The 16588-nt window shown below is 63.3% G+C and carries 13 protein-coding genes, 1 rRNA gene and 1 riboswitch (1 of these 15 running past the window's edge); of the genes, 7 read left to right on the top strand and 7 right to left on the bottom strand.

Annotation, left to right across the window (positions count from 1 at the left end; all coding sequences use genetic code 11):
- The first annotated feature begins 5 nt into the window (after positions 1-5).
- Positions 6-449, top strand: coding sequence for a hypothetical protein (locus tag K3F49_RS30095; protein ID WP_234684518.1), 444 nt, complete (start codon positions 6-8; stop codon positions 447-449).
- On the opposite strand, the gene K3F49_RS30090 is transcribed toward K3F49_RS30095, so the two are convergent.
- The 3 genes from K3F49_RS30090 to K3F49_RS30080 are packed head-to-tail and all read right to left on the bottom strand — an operon-like array spanning position 446 to position 3361.
- Entirely contained in the window at positions 446-1387 is a 942-nt protein-coding gene (locus tag K3F49_RS30090) for a prephenate/arogenate dehydrogenase family protein (RefSeq protein WP_234684517.1), read from the bottom strand. The two genes, K3F49_RS30095 and K3F49_RS30090, sit on opposite strands and share 4 nt — an antisense overlap.
- Entirely contained in the window at positions 1384-2478 is a 1095-nt protein-coding gene (hisC, locus tag K3F49_RS30085) for a histidinol-phosphate transaminase (protein ID WP_234684516.1), read from the bottom strand. The genes K3F49_RS30090 and hisC overlap by 4 nt, the downstream gene beginning before the upstream one ends.
- Positions 2479-2512: 34 nt before the next feature.
- A complete protein-coding gene (locus tag K3F49_RS30080) occupies positions 2513-3361 on the bottom strand; it encodes a chorismate mutase (protein ID WP_234684515.1) in 849 nt (282 codons plus the stop codon).
- Positions 3362-3520: 159 nt separating this feature from the next.
- Positions 3521-3600: riboswitch (SAM riboswitch) on the top strand.
- 90 nt (positions 3601-3690) lie between these two features.
- On the opposite strand from K3F49_RS30080, the gene metX reads away from it, so the two are divergent.
- Positions 3691-4908, top strand: coding sequence for a homoserine O-acetyltransferase MetX (gene metX, locus K3F49_RS30075; protein WP_234684514.1), 1218 nt, complete (start codon positions 3691-3693; stop codon positions 4906-4908).
- 28 nt (positions 4909-4936) lie between these two features.
- Positions 4937-5599, top strand: a complete 663-nt coding sequence (metW, locus tag K3F49_RS30070; protein ID WP_234684513.1) for a methionine biosynthesis protein MetW — start codon at positions 4937-4939, stop codon at positions 5597-5599.
- A 3-nt stretch (positions 5600-5602) separates the two neighbouring features.
- Here metW and K3F49_RS30065 read toward each other — a convergent pair whose 3' ends face one another.
- Positions 5603-6466, bottom strand: coding sequence for an alpha/beta fold hydrolase (locus K3F49_RS30065; protein ID WP_234684512.1), 864 nt, complete (start codon positions 6464-6466; stop codon positions 5603-5605).
- 217 nt (positions 6467-6683) lie between these two features.
- On the opposite strand from K3F49_RS30065, the gene K3F49_RS30060 reads away from it, so the two are divergent.
- The gene (locus K3F49_RS30060; RefSeq protein WP_234684511.1) at positions 6684-7340 is read left to right on the top strand and encodes an NlpC/P60 family protein; all 657 of its coding nucleotides are present in this window, start codon (positions 6684-6686) and stop codon (positions 7338-7340) included.
- A 124-nt stretch (positions 7341-7464) separates the two neighbouring features.
- On the opposite strand, the gene K3F49_RS30055 is transcribed toward K3F49_RS30060, so the two are convergent.
- Complete coding sequence (locus tag K3F49_RS30055) at positions 7465-8268, bottom strand: MOSC domain-containing protein (RefSeq protein WP_234684510.1); 804 nt, start codon at positions 8266-8268, stop codon at positions 7465-7467.
- Positions 8269-8509: 241 nt separating this feature from the next.
- Between K3F49_RS30055 and clpB the strand changes: the two genes are divergently transcribed.
- On the top strand, positions 8510-11149 hold the full coding sequence (clpB, locus tag K3F49_RS30050; protein WP_234684509.1) for an ATP-dependent chaperone ClpB: 2640 nt from the start codon (positions 8510-8512) through the stop codon (positions 11147-11149).
- Between the two features lie 68 nt (positions 11150-11217).
- Here the strand turns inward: clpB and K3F49_RS30045 are convergent, their stop codons facing one another.
- The gene (locus K3F49_RS30045) at positions 11218-11496 is read right to left on the bottom strand and encodes a hypothetical protein (protein ID WP_234684508.1); all 279 of its coding nucleotides are present in this window, start codon (positions 11494-11496) and stop codon (positions 11218-11220) included.
- Positions 11497-11749: 253 nt separating this feature from the next.
- Here K3F49_RS30045 and K3F49_RS30040 point away from each other — a divergent pair, with 253 nt between their 5' ends.
- A complete protein-coding gene (locus K3F49_RS30040) occupies positions 11750-12163 on the top strand; it encodes a hypothetical protein (RefSeq protein WP_234684507.1) in 414 nt (137 codons plus the stop codon).
- 31 nt (positions 12164-12194) lie between these two features.
- Here K3F49_RS30040 and K3F49_RS30035 read toward each other — a convergent pair whose 3' ends face one another.
- Positions 12195-14258, bottom strand: coding sequence for a M23 family metallopeptidase (locus K3F49_RS30035; protein ID WP_234684506.1), 2064 nt, complete (start codon positions 14256-14258; stop codon positions 12195-12197).
- Between the two features lie 1019 nt (positions 14259-15277).
- Here K3F49_RS30035 and K3F49_RS30030 point away from each other — a divergent pair.
- Positions 15278-16588 (top strand): 16S ribosomal RNA (locus K3F49_RS30030); it runs 178 nt beyond the window's last position.

The following is a 16588-nucleotide window of genomic DNA, read 5'->3' as shown; positions in this document are numbered from 1 at the left end:
GGCAATTGTCCGACGGTCTTCTGATCCTTCGGCTCGCGCACGTCGTCGCCCGGCTTGGCCTGGCGATGACGGGCGCGGTCGGCGCCACCTTCGTCGCCGCCTTGCTGATGCGGGCCGAGCTGCCCTGGTTCGATACGGTCGAATTCACTGTCTTGCTGGTCGTGCTCGGAATGATCGGCGCCTATCTGGGGATCGATATCCCGCGCTGGCCACAGCTTCAGGCGGAGCCGGCACATCGATCGCCCGCGATCGGTCTCGCGAGCGCGATCGGCACGTTCCTCGCCGCCGGAGCCGGCCTGCTCGCGCTCTATGCTTTCGTGTTCGACGAGACGTCCGATCCCGCCGGCAATCTTCTGTTTGGGGCCACCTGGATGGTGGGCGTTTGCACGCAGATCGGCGCCGGTCTTGCCGGCCGGCGCCGCATCGCAGGGGTCAAGGACCGCGGTTAGCCGGGCTTCTTGTCGAGCTGCCCATGCTGACGGCCGAAGTCTGCAGCGGCCGAATCCTGGCCGATCTCGACGATGCCGCGGCGGATGGCGCGGGTGCGGGTGAAATGATCGAACAGCGCTTCGCCGTCACCGCGACGGATCGCGCGGGTGAGCTTGGCGAGGTCCTCGGTGAAGGTGCCGAGCATCTCCAGCACCGCGTCCTTGTTGGCGAGAAAGACGTCGCGCCACATCGTCGGATCGGAGGCCGCGATGCGGGTGAAGTCGCGGAACCCGCCGGCCGAGAATTTGATGACCTCAGATTCCGTCACCTGCTGCAGCTCGTCGGCGGTCCCGACGATGGTGTAGGCGATCAGATGCGGCAGATGGCTGGTGATCGCGAGCACGAGATCATGATGATCCGGCGTCATCACCTCGACCTTGGCGCCCATCGCGGCCCAGAAGGCGCGCAAATGCGCGGTGGCCGCGGCGTCGGTGCCTTCCGGCGGCGTCAAGATGCACCAGCGGTTGATGAAGAGCTCGGCGAAGCCGGAATCCGGACCCGAATGCTCGGTGCCCGCGACCGGATGCGCCGGCACGAAATGGACATTCTTCGGCAGATGCGGCGCCATGTCCTTGACGATTGCACCCTTGACCGAGCCGACGTCGGAGATGATGGCACCGGGCTTCAGATGCGCCGCAATCTCCTGCGCCACCGGCCCGCAGGCGCCGACGGGAATGCAGAGGATGACGAGATCGGCATCCTTCACCGCTTCCGCATTGGTCGCCACGACCTGGTCGACGATACCGAGTTCCATCACCCGCGCGCGCGTTTTCTCCGAGCGGGCGGTGGTGACGATCTCGGAGGCCAAGCCCTGAAGCTTCGCAGCGCGCGCGATCGAGCCGCCGATCAGACCGAAACCGATCAGCGCGACGCGCTGGAAGTGTGGGTCCACGCTCATTTGCCGGCCATGAAGTCGCGCAAGGCCTCGACGACGAGGCGGTTGGCCTCCTCGGTGCCGATGGTCATGCGCAGTGCATGGTGCAGGCCGTAGTTCTTCAGCGCGCGCAGCACGAGGCCGCGCTTGGTGAGATAGGCATCGGCCGCGTCCGACGTCTTGCCGGTTTCCGGGAAGTGGATCAGCACGAAATTGGCGACGCCTGGCGTCACCTTCAGCCCGAGCTTGGTGATCTCCTCGGAGAGCCGGTTGCGCCAGGTCTCGGTGAACTGCTTCGACATCGCCTGGTGTTCGGTGTCCTCGATCGCGGCCACCGCGGCATACATCGCCGGCGTCGACACGTTGAAGGGACCGCGAATGCGGTTGACCGCGTCGATGATGTGCTCGGGACCGAACATCCAGCCGATGCGCAGCGCGGCAAGGCCGTGGATCTTGGAGAAGGTGTGCGTCACCACCGTATTCTCGGTGGTGGCGACCAGCTCGATCCCCATTTCGTAATCGTTACGGGAAACGTAGTCGCAATAGGCGGCGTCCAGCACCAGCAGCACGTGCGGGGGCAGGCCGGCGCGCAGGCGCTTGACCTCGTCGAACGGGATGTAGGTGCCGGTCGGATTGTTGGGATTGGCGAGCCAGACCAGCTTCGTCTTCGGCGTCACCGCCTCGAGGATGGCGTCGACGTCGCAGGTCAGGTTCTTCTCCGCGGCGACCACGTTCCTGGCGCCGACCGCCATGGTCGCGATCGGGTAGACCAGGAAGCCGTGCGTGGTCGAGATCGCCTCGTCGCCATGGCTGAGATAGGTGTGGGCGAGCAAATTGAGGATTTCGTCCGAGCCGGCGCCGCAGATGATGCGGTTGGGATCGAGCCCGTAAGAGCGGCCAATCGCTTCGCGCAGCACGCGTGAGGTTCCTTCCGGGTAGTCTTCCAGATGGTCCGCGACGTGCCTGAAGGCCTCGATCGCCTTGGGCGAGGGTCCGAACGGCGTCTCGTTGGCCGAGAGCTTGAACACCTTGCGGCCCGGCTCCGCGACCGGGCTCTTGCCGGGCGTGTAGGGCGCAATATCGAGAATGCCGGGATTCGGCACGGGGCGGGACATCTTCAACTCCGGATAGGCTAAGTCAGTTCGCGATCTACGATTTCGACCCGATCGGGGGCACCGTATAGCGCGTTGCGTGGCTGCCGACGAGGGCCGTGGAGCGCACCGAGGCCCCCGCGTCGATCAGGGCAGCCCTGATCTTGTCGATGCTGGTGGCGCTCGTGACCGAGACCAGGAGCGCCGCACCGTCGAAGGCGGTATCGGGCACCGCCACGATCTCGGCGAGCGGCGACAGCGCCCGTGCGACCTCGGCGTTCCACCCTGATACGCGCACGCTGAAGGTCTCGACCTCCGTCACGACAGCGCTGTCGGCGACGCGCGAGATCGCAAACACCGGCAGTGCGGCCGGATGGTCGGCACGCTCGACGAAGGGCAGCCGCGCGATGATCTTCGGCGCGCCGTCCGCTTCCAGCTCCAGCCACCACGGCGTGCGGCTCGACGTCGCCGAGACCAGCGCCAGATCGCCCTTGGACTGCGCCACCGCTTCGACCGCGGCCTGCGCACTGAAATGCGCGACGTAGGGAACCGTGAAGCCGAAATGGAAGCGCACGGAATCGCGCATCGCCGGCTCGCTCACCGAGATGTCGGCATGCACCGAGAACGGCGCCTGGACATAGGTGAAGGTGGAGATGATGACGCGCCAGATGCTCTCGACCGTGTCGAGCGGCAGGATGCCGCGATGGCGTTGCACGATGTCGCGCATCATCGAGGCTTCGCGTGCCGGGCGGAACGCCGAGCCGACCTCCTGGGTCTGCTTCACCTGGATCAGGCGGTCGATGATGTCGCCGCGCTGCATCAACAGGCGATGCATGCCCTCATCGATCGCGTCGATCTCCTTGCGCAATTCCTGAAGCGATGGTGGCGCGGGCGGACGTTGGGACATATCTGACAGGGTGTTGTGAGGGCTGCGGCGAGGTTCTGATTAGGCAGGATGGACGGCGAAAGCAAAGAGAAATGACGGCCGCTTCGGCTGGCCGCGCTGGGGCGAATTTGGCTCATCCGGACCGCGACTTGACGAAAAGCGCCCAAGCCAGTAGGTTTTTGCCTGTTCCGTGGTCATTTGAGCCGGCCGGCTTGCAGCCACGTTAAAAAACTCGCTAAACAGGCCGGGGACGTTTTCGATCCCGGCCGAACCTATCGTTCAGGCCGGGTTTTTTATGGCCTGATTTCATCGCGGTCAAAAGTCTGATCGCAAACGAGGTCGATGGTCAGATGGTTGGCGTCAAGTCTGTCCCCAGTCCCGCGATCAGTGCCGACGATCGGTCGCATGAGGTCGATCATCCGAGTTCGGAGGTCGCGCAGTTCGGCGCCGACCAGCCGCTGCGGCTCGATTGCGGCATCGATCTCACCCCGTTCCAGATCGCCTACAAGACCTATGGCGAGCTCAACGCCGATCGCTCCAACGCCGTGCTGATCTGCCATGCGCTGACCGGCGATCAGCACGTCGCCAATGTGCACCCGGTCACCGGCAAGTCCGGCTGGTGGGACACCCTGGTCGGACCGGGCCGTCCGCTCGATCCCAGCCGCTACTTCATCATCTGCTCCAACGTGATCGGCGGCTGCATGGGCTCGACCGGGCCCGCCTCGATCAATCCCGCGACCGGCAAGGTGTGGGGCCTGGATTTCCCCGTCATCACCATCCCCGACATGGTGCGCGCGCAGGCGATGCTGATCGACCGGCTCGGCATCGACACGCTGTTCGCCGTGGTCGGCGGCTCGATGGGCGGCATGCAGGTGCTGCAATGGACCGCGGCCTATCCCAAGCGCGTCTACTCCGCGCTGGCGATTGCCTGTTCGACGCGGCACTCGGCGCAGAACATCGCCTTCCACGAGCTCGGTCGCCAGGCCGTGATGGCCGATCCCGACTGGCACAATGGCGCCTACGCCGATCAGGGCATTCATCCGCATCGCGGCCTCGCGGTCGCGCGCATGGCCGCGCACATCACCTATCTCTCGGACGCCGCGCTGCATCGCAAATTCGGCCGTCGCATGCAGGATCGCGAGCTGCCGACCTTCTCGTTCGACGCCGACTTCCAGGTCGAGTCCTATCTGCGCTACCAGGGCTCGTCCTTTGTCGAGCGTTTCGACGCCAACTCCTATCTCTATCTCACGCGCGCGATGGACTATTTCGACATCGCCGGCGACCATGGCGGCGTGCTGGCGAAGGCGTTCGCTGGAATCGAGACGCGCTTCTGCGTGGTCTCCTTCACCAGCGACTGGCTGTTCCCGACCTCGGAATCGCGCGCGCTGGTGCACGCGCTGAACGCGTCGAGCGCGCGGGTGTCGTTCGCCGAGATCGAGACCGATCGCGGCCACGATGCCTTCCTGCTCGACGTACCCGAATTCTTCGACATCTCCCGCGCCTTCCTGCAATCGGCCGGCAAGGCGCGCGGGCTCACCGGCAAGACCACTAACAACCAAGACCACTAACAAGAATGACTGACGAGGACGGCTAGCGATGTCTGTACAGGAAGTGCTGCCGCTCAATGGCCTCGCTGCGGAGCAGTCCGGCCCATTTCGCGCCGACCATCTGCTGGTCGCCGAGATGGTCAAGCCGGGCTCGAAAGTGCTCGACGTCGGCTGCGGCGACGGCGATCTGCTTCAGTTGCTGGAAACCCGCGGCATCGACGGTCGCGGCATCGAGCTGTCGCGCGAGGGTGTCAACCGCTGCGTGGCAAAAGGCCTCGCGGTGGTGCAGGGCGACGCCGACACCGATCTCGTGAATTATCCGGACGACGCCTTCGACTATGTGATCCTGTCGCAGACACTGCAGGCGACGCGACAGCCCAAGGTGGTGCTGGAGAATCTCCTGCGCATCGGCCGCCGCGCCATCGTGTCATTCCCCAATTTCGGCTTCTGGCGGATGCGGCTGCAGCTCCTGGTCGGCGGTCACATGCCGCGCACGGAAAATCTGCCGGCCAGCTGGTACGACACCGCCAACATCCATTTCTGCACCATCAAGGACTTCGTCGAGCTTTGCGACGAAATCCACGTCAAGATGGAGCGCGCCGAGGCGCTCGACCTTTACGGCCGCCCGCTACGGCTGCGATTGCCGTGGTGGGTGTGGAATCTGTTCGGCGAGCAGGGCGTGTTCTTGCTGAGCCGCGGGCAGGGGAAGTGACGCCTAACCGACCGCCAACGACCTTGCATCCCGCACCGGCCACCGTCCCGCCTCCACCAGCGTCACGAACCGCTCCACGCTTTCGTTGAACAGCGCGGGCTCCTCCAGATTGAGCACGTGGCCGGACTTCGGAAACATCGCGAGCCCCGCGGCCGGCAGATGCTTCTTCAAGAACAGGCTCGCCCCGACGCAAGGATCATCCTCATCGCCGCAGATGATCAGTGCGGGCGTGGCTGCGGCCTTGATCGCATCCGTCATGGTGTAGATCGAGGGACGGCCGCCTTGAAAACCGCGCATCGTGTTGGCCGAACCCTTGGAATCGTGCTGCGCCAGCGCAGCGTAGAAATCGGCGTGGCCGCGCGGGTCCTTCACCAGGAAGGGAATCCGGCTCGGCGCCTCGCGCGTGACCTTTGCGATCTCGGCGGAGCCCAGCGTCTCGAACTGTTCGGCATTGGCACGGCACTGCTTGCGCCAATTATCCAGGTTCTCGATCTCCGAGCCCGAGCCGACACCGGCGAGCGTCATCGACAGCGCGCGCTGCGGCGCGTTCAATCCGATCTGGAGCGCTGAGTAGGCGCCCATCGAGAGGCCGACGAGATGCGCGCGTTCGATCCTGAGATGATCGAGCACCGCGAGCGCGTCGGTGTAGAAGTGCTTGTAGCTGTAGACCTCGCCCGCCGGCACATCAGACGGCGTGTAGCCGCGTGCGGAATAGGTGATGCAGCGGTAGCCGCGCGAGAAGTAACGCATCTGCGGCTCCCAATTGGTGTGGTCGGCCGCGAACTCGTGCAGAAAAATGATTGGCGCTCCCTGGCCCGCTTCTTCGAAATAGATGCGGACGTCGTCCCTGGTCGTGGCATGGGGCATTAACTGTTTCCCTCTCTTCAAGCCGTGATTTCAGGATCGCAGTTAATGCTGTTGTCCGCAATGAGGCAGCTTCACACCAGCACTGACGCAAAATCATCGCAGCTATTCGCCGCCATCGGCGTCTTTTTCTCGCCACATCGGGCGGCTTAACGGCCAGACGGATGTCGGCCACCGCATGGGGCCGATTGGAAGTGGGGGTGTCAACGAAGGATGAGTAATGTTCGAGTTGTTTGCGTCTCGCCTGTCGCGTCGTGTTGTCGCGCTGGCGATCTTCTTCGCGGCGGTTGCCGTGTTCGTTTCTCCGGCCTCAGCGCGGCCGCATCATCGTCATAGCGCAGAGCGGCACGCTTACGTGCATCACGCCAGACATCATCACTATCGCCATCATGCACGCAGTTCGCGCTTCGAGCGCGGCGCGGCGCAATTGCAGGCGAGCGGATTCGCCGACACCCAGGCCAGCTACAATCCGAATGCCAATGTCGGCGGCATGGCCAACAACGGCATGGCCGCAGGCGCCGGCTTCGGTGGCGGATCGGGCCTCGTGTCCGAGGCGCGCCGTTATATCGGCGGCAACCCGACCGGACGCGGCAGCCTGTGGTGTGCCCGCTTCATGAACATGGTGCTGCAGCACACCGGTCATCAAGGCACCGGCTCCGACATGGCGAGTTCGTTCGCCCGTTACGGCACCCGCGTCTCCGGTCCTCAGGTCGGTGCGATCGCGGTGATGGGTCGGCGCGGCGGCGGTCATGTCGGCATCATCACCGGCATCGACGCGCAGGGAAATCCGATCATGATCTCCGGGAATAACGGCAACCGTGTTCGCGAGGCCCCGATCTCGCGCGGCCGGATCTATGCGTATGTGATGCCGAACTAAGGTGTCGCTGTCGTCATTGCGAGGAGCGAAGCGACGAAGCAATCCAGACTGTCTCAACGGAAAGATATCTGGATTGCTTCGCTGCGCTCGCAATGACGGAGATGGTTGCGGCAGCGGTGCTCGCTCACACGAGCTTCGGCTGTTCGACCGCAACCGTATCACCCAGGCCGATCTCGCCGTCGGCGATCACCTCGGCATAGATGCCGCAATCCATGTGGCCGAGATGGCGCGACAACGTCGGTGGGATCTCGAGATCGCGCTTGGCGGTCACGGGATCGACGTTGGTTGCCGGGCAGCGGACGATGCGCTTGACCACTTTCAGCCGGGCCTGCCCGATCGCCAGCGTCTGGCCGACGAGGTCGAGCTCGGACCAGGCCGGCCAGCCCTTCACATAAAGATTGCCGCGGAAGCGCAGGGGATTGACGGCGACATCGCCCAGCATGGTCTCGATGGCGCGAACGCTGTTGAGATTGATGATGGACACGACCTTGCGGGCGACGTCGGAAAAGCTGTGGCCTCGGCCCGACAGCACCTTGGGCGGGCCCTTCAGCTCCGGCTGGAAATTCTCCGTGAAATAGCCCTCGATGGCGGCGCGCCCCGCCGCGGTTTCGAGATCGCCGCTGGCGACGATCTCTCCGTCCTTGCGGATGGTCAGGCTGTTGGTCGCATCCTCGAACCGGCTGTCCAGGGAGGCCAGCCGCTCATTGCGGGCCAGCATCAGAAACTGGATTTTCGGCTTCCACTCCGGAGCCTCCGGGTCGAACCCGCTCGGGCCGTTCTCGATGGCGTAGCGGCGGTCGGAAGGGAGGGTCTGGCCGGTTCTCAAGGGGACCCGGGGCAGGGATTCCGGCGTCAGGCCCTTGATCGGGTAGCGGTACAGGCCGGTGATTTCGGCGGTCTGGCTGGCTGTCTCTGCACTTAGGTTCATGGGCCTACTTAGGGGATTCGACCTGCGTCCGCCAAGTCGGTCGATCAGCGCACGAAATTGTGAACTCACCACTTCCGATCCGAGGGCACGCTTCCCACATCTGGGTCAGGCCGGCGCCAGCGTCGGCTGATAACGACCGCTGTCGGTTGAGGAACGTCAACGCGTCAAGCGGAAACCCAATGAAGATGCCGTTTGGGGTGCCTTAGAGGGCTCCAGGGGCAGGCCGAGGGACAGAAAAGACATGAATATCGACAAATATACCGAACGCTCCAGGGGCTTCGTCCAGTCCGCGCAGTCGCTTGCGGTGCGCGAGGGGCACCAGCAGTTTTCGACCCTGCACGTCCTGAAAGTGCTGCTGGACGACAATGAGGGCTTGGCGTCCGGCCTGATCGACCGCGCCGGCGGCAATTCCCGTGCAATTCTGAAGGCGACCGAGGACGCCCTCAACAAGGTGCCGAAGGTCAGTGGCGGCGGTGCCGGCCAGATTTATCTGGCGCCCGAGCTCGCCCGCACCTTCGACGCGGCCGAAAAGGCCGGCGAGAAGGCCGGCGACAGCTTCGTCACCGTCGAGCGGCTCTTGCTCGGCCTCACGCTGGAGAAGACCAGCGAGGCAGGCAGCATCCTCGCCAAGGGCGGCGTCACTCCGCAAAATCTCAACGCCGCGATCGAGGCGCTGCGCAAGGGTCGCACCGCGGATTCCGCGACGGCCGAGAACGCCTACGACGCGCTGAAGAAATATGCCCGCGACCTGACCCAGGCTGCGCGCGACGGCAAGCTCGACCCGGTCATCGGCCGCGACGAGGAGATCCGCCGCACCATCCAGGTGCTGTCGCGCCGGACCAAGAACAATCCCGTCCTGATCGGCGAGCCCGGCGTCGGCAAGACCGCCATCGCCGAAGGCCTCGCGTTGCGCATCGTCAATGGTGACGTGCCCGAAAGCCTCCAGGACAAGAAGCTGCTGTCGCTCGACCTCGGTTCGCTGATTGCGGGTGCAAAATACCGCGGTGAGTTCGAGGAGCGGCTCAAGGCCGTGCTCCAGGAGGTCACCGCGAGCGACGGCAATTTCATCCTGTTCATCGACGAGATGCACACGCTGATCGGCGCCGGCAAGGGCGATGGCGCGATGGATGCCTCCAACCTGCTCAAGCCCGCGCTTGCGCGTGGCGAGTTGCACTGCATCGGCGCGACCACGCTCGACGAGTATCGCAAGCATGTCGAGAAGGATGCGGCGCTGGCGCGGCGCTTCCAGCCGATCTTCGTCAGCGAACCCTCGGTCGAGGACACCATCTCGATCCTGCGCGGCCTCAAGGACAAGTACGAGCAGCACCACGGCGTGCGGATCACCGATTCCGCGCTCGTGGCCGCGACGACGCTGTCCAACCGCTACATCACCGACCGTTTCCTGCCGGACAAGGCGATCGACCTCATGGACGAGGCGGCTGCGCGGCTGAAGATGCAGGTCGATTCCAAGCCGGAAGAGCTGGATTCGCTCGACCGCGAGATCATCCGGCTCAAGATCGAGCAGGAAGCGCTCAAGAAGGAAAGCGACCTCGGCTCCAAGTCCCGTCTCGAGACGCTTCAGAAGGAGCTGGCCGAGCTCGAGGAGAAGTCTGCGGCGCTGACGGCGCGGTGGAGCGCGGAGAAGAACAAGCTCTCCAACGCCCAGAAGCTGAAATCCGAGCTCGACGCCCTGCGCGTCGATCTGGCCGATGCGCAGCGGCGCGGCGAATTCCAGAAGGCCGGCGAGTTGGCCTATGGCCGGATCCCGCAGCTCGAGAAGCAGCTTGCTGACATCGAGGCCAGGGAGAATTCCGGCGAGATGATGGAGGAGGCTGTTACCGCCAACCACATCGCGCAGGTGGTCTCGCGTTGGACCGGCGTGCCCGTCGACAAGATGCTGGAAGGCGAGAAGGAGAAGCTCCTGAAGATGGAGGAGCAGCTCGGACAGCGCGTCGTCGGCCAGGCCGAGGCGGTGCGTGCGGTCGCGACCGCCGTGCGCCGCTCGCGCGCAGGCCTGCAGGACCCGAACCGGCCGACCGGCTCGTTCATGTTCCTGGGGCCGACCGGCGTCGGCAAGACCGAGCTGACCAAGGCTCTCGCCGAGTACCTCTTCAACGACGAGACCGCGATGGTCCGCCTCGACATGTCCGAATACATGGAGAAGCATTCGGTCTCGCGGCTGATCGGCGCGCCTCCCGGCTATGTCGGTTATGACGAGGGCGGCGCGCTCACCGAAGCGGTGCGTCGCCGGCCTTATCAGGTCGTGCTGTTCGACGAGATCGAGAAAGCGCATCCGGACGTTTTCAACGTCCTGTTGCAGGTGCTCGATGACGGCCGACTGACCGATGGTCAGGGACGTACCGTCGATTTCCGCAACACGCTGATCATCATGACCTCGAACCTCGGTTCGGAGTATTTGGTGAATCAACCCGAGGGCGAAGACACGTCTGCCGTGCGCGAGCAGGTGATGGGGATGGTGCGCGGGCATTTCCGCCCCGAGTTCCTGAACCGCGTCGACGAGATCATCCTGTTCCACCGCTTGCAGAGGAGCGAGATGGGTAGGATCGTCGAGATCCAGTTCGCGCGGCTGCAGAAGCTGCTGACCGATCGCAAGATCGTGCTGACGCTCGACGCTGCGGGGCGCGACTGGCTCGCTGCGAAGGGTTGGGACCCAGCTTACGGCGCTCGTCCGTTGAAGCGGGTGGTGCAGCGCTACGTCCAGGATCCGCTCGCCGAGATGATTTTGGGCGGCGACATCAGGGACGGCGATCATGTTGCGATCTCGTCCGCTGGCAACGTGCTGACGTTCAACGGCAAGGCGTCGCAGACCGCCGAGATCACCCAGTTCGAGGCGCCGGCGTCGAAGCGCAAGCTGAACTGACCGCGGACGCCCGGTCTCAAGCAAGATCGCCCCGGAGAGATCGTCCTCTCCGGGGCGAATTGTTTTGGTCAGGTCTGTTGGCTGGCTGACTGGGGCACTGAGCCGGGGGAGGCGGGCCCTTCCTCGTCCCCGTCCTGTTCGAGCTCCGACAGTATGTCCACGAGCTCGCGCACACGGCCATGTGCGAGCGGACGGAGATCGTTGATCATGGGCTCGTCATTGGTGAGCCAAGCCTGGGCTTCGGCGAGTTCCTCGACGGTCGCGCCGGTTCCGATGATTTGTGCAATCGTGACATCGTCAGCTCCGCTGACGGCCTTGAAGACGTCGTCGCGGGAGAGGGGCGGCATGGTCGTTCTCCTCTTTGGCGGACTCGCACCAATTAATCATGAAGTTCGCCGAACAGTTCCACTGGTCCAACTGGCCATCCCTACCGTTCGATTTAATGAAACTGCCGCCGCGAACCGGGATTGCCCCAATACAGGTTCGCCAAGTTCGCCGCCAAGTCCTGCGGTTACGGGTCCTCCGGTCACAAATCCTGCGATCAGGTGCCAGCAAAATCGTCGTCGGCGAAGCCTGCTCATTGCCATGCAGGATATCGCCATGAAACATGATCTCGTCGCCTCCAATCATCCTGTCTACGACCAGCTTCATCCCAAGATCTACGCGGCCGCTGCCGGCCTCGTTGCCTGGTTCGCGCTGATGGCCTGGGTGCTGTTCGACCGCAGTAGTGACGTCAGCCTGTCGCTAGGCTTCGTCACGTTGCTGTTCGTGGTCGCCATCCTGCTGCCGTGGACGTTGTCGCGGGTATGGAGGAGGTATCGGATGCCGCATGAACCGCACCTCGGACCGATCTCGCTGCGCGACTGGGAGGCCGGCGAATTCAAGGTCTGGGGTGCAGAGCTGCACGGCTCGCATGCCGCGATCGACGTGTTGTTGCCGTTGATGGCCGTGTCGTTCGGCCTGACTGCGATCGGGATCGTCTTCGTGATCGTGCGGGCGCAGGTCCTGTCCTAGCCCGGCTCAACGAAGGTGAGGAATTGCCGGCTTAGCGGTTGCTGACCTGCAACGGCCCGCCGGTGGCGTCCGACATGCGGGCGATGGCGCCGCCCCGCCCGCTCATCATGCCGTCGAGCCGGTCGCGTTCCTTCTCGAAGCCCGCGAGCATCGGCCCTTCCAGGGAGCGGCCGCGCGGGAGCTTTACGCGCATCGGATCGACAAAGCGGCCGTTGACCAGGATTTCGTAGTGAACGTGCGGGCCGGTCGACTGGCCGGTCGAACCGACGAAGCCGATGACCTGGCCCTGCCGCACCTTCTTGCCGGGCTCCATGCCCTTGGCGAAAGCCGACATGTGGCCGTAGGCGGTCTCGTAGCCGTTGTTGTGCTTGATGCGGACGTATTTGCCGTAGCCGCCTTCGAGCTGGGCCTTTTCGATCACGCCGTTGCCGGCGGCGAAGATCGGCGTGCCGTAGGTCGTGGCCCAGTCGACGCCGGTGTGCATCTTCACATAGCCGAGGATCGGATGGCGGCGGCCGCCGAAGCCGGAGCGCATGATGGCGCTGTTGACGGGCTTGCGGACCAGGAACTTCTTCGCGCTCTTGCCGGTCTCGTCATAGTAGTCGACGACGCCGTCGTCGGGGCTCTGGTAGCGATAATATTTCTTGGTTTCGCCGCCGACCGTGAGCGAAGCGAACAGCACTTCGCTCTTGTCGACCGCCGTCGAGCCCTCGTCTTCGCCGGCGTAGAACACGTCGAACGAGTCGCCCGGCGCGACCTTGCGCTGGAAATCGACGTCGTAGGAGTAGATCTTGATCATGTCGTCGATGACCGGCATCGGCACTTTGTTGCGCATCGCGGTCTCGTAGATGCTCTGATAGAGCCGCACGCCGCTGCCGTCATCATCGTCTTCATCGTCGCTGTTGGCGTTGGCCGTGGCGTCGGCGACGGTGTTCATGCTGGAGACGTCGACCGCGACGTATCTGCCGAGATCGGACAGCGCCGCGATCGCCTCGACCATTGTGTCGTTGGCGACGACGACGCGATAGGGCTGCAGCCTGGCACCAGGGCTTGCGGGCGCCATCAGGATGCGAAGCTTCTCGCCTTCCTTCAGGCCACCGTCGCGGCCGCGGGGGCCGAGCGTTGCGGCGATCGACTTGATTTCGTCCGGCGTGGCGCCGAGATCGCGCAGCACGGAGGAGACCGAGTCGCCTTTCTTGACGACGTGGACGCGTTCGCCGTTGGGATTGCCGCCGGTGATCTGCTCCTTGGTCTTCGGCAGCAGCGTGACGTTTTCAGGCACCACGCGGGTCTCGAAGCCGGCATAGGGATCGGACGGCGACACTTCGGTGGCGTAGGCCATCTTCATGTCGGACGGGCCGGTCGCGCCGGAGATGTCGGCGGTGGCATTGGCGAGGGAGGCGTAGCGAACCCCGCCATTGCCGCGCCAATTGGCGGCATCGCGCACCCGCATCAGGATGTCGTCGAGCGCCACCACGGCGGAAATCTTGGCCTTCGGCAGCACCGGCGAGAGGTCCTTGGTGACGAAGGAGACCTCGGCGTCGGGCTCGACGGCTTCAGGATTGTTCGGATCGTCGGTGGCGGTCTTCGGATCGGAGCCGACGTCGGTGAGCAGACGTTGCGCGTTGAACGGCGGAATCTTCGCCGACAGGTCGCTCGTCGTCATCGACAGGTTGCCGGCGATCCGGACAAAGGGGCGTACGCGCATCACGTCGCGGTTGCCGACGCGGGCGACCGTCGAGACGCGTACGATGTTGCGCGAAGCGGTGGAATCGTTCGGCGGTGGCAGGCGGTCGCTCTTGTGCAGCGTGGCGGCGCGATCGGCACCGCTGAACGCACCACGCAGCGCGCCTTCGACCCGCTCCGGCACCTTGGCGAAGGTCATTTCGCCGTCCAGAGATGCGAAAACGGCGCCGCCGATCAGGGCTGCGCCGCAGAGTCCGGTCAGAATTGTGCCGCTGAACCATTGCACCGAGACGCGACGGCGATCGATGACGGCGGCCTCGGAACCATCGACGGAAAGCGGCGGCTCGTGGCCGAGATCGATGATCCCGGTCTCACGCCCGTAAGCGCCGCGTGACGTCCTCTGGTTCAACCCAAGTCCCCCAATCAACGACCCGAGACCCTTCGCTCCGTGCCTTGCCCTGGTCGCCCTCTTGCAGGGGGATCGCGGGAAAAGCCGTGCCGCACAGATGTTCGCGCTCAGGAGGCCCCGATAAAGGGCCCGGCCGAAATTACGAACAGCAAGGCAGGTGAAGGTCTCTCGATGTCTTTCGAATGTCCGAAGAAGGCCGCGTCATCATCAGATCGCCTTCTCTGAACCCCATGAAAATCGCCGGCAGCCCCCACTGGCATCCCGCGATTCAAGCTTGTCTCATACCAGAACGCCGCGGGATTGTGGCTCTAGTACGGCGCCTAATATGGAAAAAGTTTCCTGAACGGCCGGGCGCAGGGGTCCTGGTAGGGGAGGCGCCGCAAGCCGCTTCCGGGGTCCCCGTCCTGGGCCCCTCCGGAACCCTTCCGAGCCCCTGCCGGGCCCCCTGGGAGCCAAACTTTTTTTCAGATTTTTTGCCGAGCCGCTTTGCTCAGTCGTCTCCGCGGCCTTCTAATTAACTGGAATCGCTGGATTATTTTCGACAATTCACTGTGCGACGATTTGTTGACGATGGTCGTTGACAATCCCGGGCGGGGGGGCCTATAACCCGACCACTGAGCGCGGCGCCGCCGGGTCACTGACCAAGGCGAGCGAACGCGCCACTGATGCTCCTCACCTCGTTGAGTGCACAACAGCCGACACAAATCGGTTGGAGTTCATTCGTCGCCGGTAAGGGTGTCGGAACCCTTCCACTCTGGAAGGTTGGGGCCTCCTGGTCCCGGGCTGTTTGACAAGTGAAGATGAAGAAAGAGAAACGTGGACGGCGGAGTCCTTGCGGGTCTCGCTTATGAAAAGCTTCGGCTTTTCTGATCGAGACCGGACGAAAGACTTCGGCGGTACACGTTTCAAAGGAAACACCATCGTTGCCAGCGATGTGAATCGCAGGCAGCACATCGACTTCGGTCGATAATGGTGGGACCTCGTCAAACGTTGTGATCAGCCGGTTCAAAGTTCAAGTCCAACTTGAGAGTTTGATCCTGGCTCAGAGCGAACGCTGGCGGCAGGCTTAACACATGCAAGTCGAGCGGGCGTAGCAATACGTCAGCGGCAGACGGGTGAGTAACGCGTGGGAACGTACCTTTTGGTTCGGAACAACACAGGGAAACTTGTGCTAATACCGGATAAGCCCTTACGGGGAAAGATTTATCGCCGAAAGATCGGCCCGCGTCTGATTAGCTAGTTGGTAGGGTAATGGCCTACCAAGGCGACGATCAGTAGCTGGTCTGAGAGGATGATCAGCCACATTGGGACTGAGACACGGCCCAAACTCCTACGGGAGGCAGCAGTGGGGAATATTGGACAATGGGGGCAACCCTGATCCAGCCATGCCGCGTGAGTGATGAAGGCCCTAGGGTTGTAAAGCTCTTTTGTGCGGGAAGATAATGACGGTACCGCAAGAATAAGCCCCGGCTAACTTCGTGCCAGCAGCCGCGGTAATACGAAGGGGGCTAGCGTTGCTCGGAATCACTGGGCGTAAAGGGTGCGTAGGCGGGTTTTTAAGTCAGGGGTGAAATCCTGGAGCTCAACTCCAGAACTGCCTTTGATACTGAAGATCTTGAGTCCGGAAGAGGTGAGTGGAACTGCGAGTGTAGAGGTGAAATTCGTAGATATTCGCAAGAACACCAGTGGCGAAGGCGGCTCACTGGTCCGGTACTGACGCTGAGGCACGAAAGCGTGGGGAGCAAACAGGATTAGATACCCTGGTAGTCCACGCCGTAAACGATGAATGCCAGCCGTTAGTGGGTTTACTCACTAGTGGCGCAGCTAACGCTTTAAGCATTCCGCCTGGGGAGTACGGTCGCAAGATTAAAACTCAAAGGAATTGACGGGGGCCCGCACAAGCGGTGGAGCATGTGGTTTAATTCGACGCAACGCGCAGAACCTTACCAGCCCTTGACATGTCCAGGACCGGTCGCAGAGATGTGACCTTCTCTTCGGAGCCTGGAACACAGGTGCTGCATGGCTGTCGTCAGCTCGTGTCGTGAGATGTTGGGTTAAGTCCCGCAACGAGCGCAACCCCCGTCCTTAGTTGCTACCATTTAGTTGAGCACTCTAAGGAGACTGCCGGTGATAAGCCGCGAGGAAGGTGGGGATGACGTCAAGTCCTCATGGCCCTTACGGGCTGGGCTACACACGTGCTACAATGGCGGTGACAATGGGACGCTAAGGGGCAACCCTTCGCAAATCTCAAAAAGCCGTCTCAGTTCGGATTGGGCTCTGCAACTCGAGCCCATGAAGTTGGAATCGCTAGTAATCGTGGATCAGCACGC

Origin of the sequence: Bradyrhizobium monzae, from assembly GCF_021458635.1 — a bacterium.
Classification (GTDB): Bacteria; Pseudomonadota; Alphaproteobacteria; order Rhizobiales; family Xanthobacteraceae; genus Bradyrhizobium.
Note: the sequence above shows the minus strand (reverse complement) of the source record. Positions and strands in the feature narration are given on the sequence as shown.

Excerpts from the sequence above, each read along its gene's own strand:
- K3F49_RS30040 (WP_234684507.1), top strand. The coding sequence starts at position 11,750 with ATGAAACATGATCTCGTCGCCTCCAATCATCCTGTCTACGACCAGCTT.
- K3F49_RS30055 (WP_234684510.1), bottom strand. The coding sequence starts at position 8,268 with ATGAACCTAAGTGCAGAGACAGCCAGCCAGACCGCCGAAATCACCGGC.
- K3F49_RS30065 (WP_234684512.1), bottom strand. The coding sequence starts at position 6,466 with ATGCCCCATGCCACGACCAGGGACGACGTCCGCATCTATTTCGAAGAA.
- K3F49_RS30045 (WP_234684508.1), bottom strand. The coding sequence starts at position 11,496 with ATGCCGCCCCTCTCCCGCGACGACGTCTTCAAGGCCGTCAGCGGAGCT.
- K3F49_RS30060 (WP_234684511.1), top strand. The coding sequence starts at position 6,684 with ATGTTCGAGTTGTTTGCGTCTCGCCTGTCGCGTCGTGTTGTCGCGCTG.
- K3F49_RS30080 (WP_234684515.1), bottom strand. The coding sequence starts at position 3,361 with ATGTCCCAACGTCCGCCCGCGCCACCATCGCTTCAGGAATTGCGCAAG.
- clpB (WP_234684509.1), top strand. The coding sequence starts at position 8,510 with ATGAATATCGACAAATATACCGAACGCTCCAGGGGCTTCGTCCAGTCC.
- hisC (WP_234684516.1), bottom strand. The coding sequence starts at position 2,478 with ATGTCCCGCCCCGTGCCGAATCCCGGCATTCTCGATATTGCGCCCTAC.
- metW (WP_234684513.1), top strand. The coding sequence starts at position 4,937 with ATGTCTGTACAGGAAGTGCTGCCGCTCAATGGCCTCGCTGCGGAGCAG.
- K3F49_RS30090 (WP_234684517.1), bottom strand. The coding sequence starts at position 1,387 with ATGAGCGTGGACCCACACTTCCAGCGCGTCGCGCTGATCGGTTTCGGT.
- metX (WP_234684514.1), top strand. The coding sequence starts at position 3,691 with ATGGTTGGCGTCAAGTCTGTCCCCAGTCCCGCGATCAGTGCCGACGAT.